The 379-nt window shown below is 47.5% G+C and carries 2 tRNA genes; both read left to right on the top strand.

From position 1 onward, the window contains the following. Nucleotides 1–47 precede the first annotated feature (47 nt). Nucleotides 48–124 (top strand) — tRNA-Ile (locus ABT56_RS22920). A gap of 43 nt (nucleotides 125–167) precedes the next feature. Next, nucleotides 168–243, top strand: a tRNA-Ala gene (locus ABT56_RS22915). Nucleotides 244–379: the final 136 nt, after the last annotated feature.

Here is a 379-nt window from a genome sequence, read left to right as displayed (position 1 = left end):
GTCCACACAGATTGCCTGGTTAAAATGTAGAAGAACGTGAAAGACTTGGGTCTGTAGCTCAGGTGGTTAGAGCGCACCCCTGATAAGGGTGAGGTCGGTGGTTCAAGTCCACTCAGACCCACCACTTTCTCTCCCGGAGGAAGTGAGTGAGAAGTCTTTCGAACGTTGGGGTTATAGCTCAGCTGGGAGAGCGCCTGCCTTGCACGCAGGAGGTCTGCGGTTCGATCCCGCATAGCTCCACCACTTTCTAAATGCACTCGCTGAGTGTGGTTAGAAAGTGGATCTTTCAATAGAAACACATGTTCTTTAACAATCTGGAAAGCTGACTAGTAAATTCAATCGAATGATTGATTTATAGTTTCTACTCTAACGAGTAGGA

Source organism: Photobacterium aquae (assembly GCF_001029445.1).
Classification (GTDB): Bacteria; Pseudomonadota; Gammaproteobacteria; order Enterobacterales; family Vibrionaceae; genus Photobacterium; species Photobacterium aquae.
This window is presented reverse-complemented; position numbering and strand designations above follow the sequence as displayed.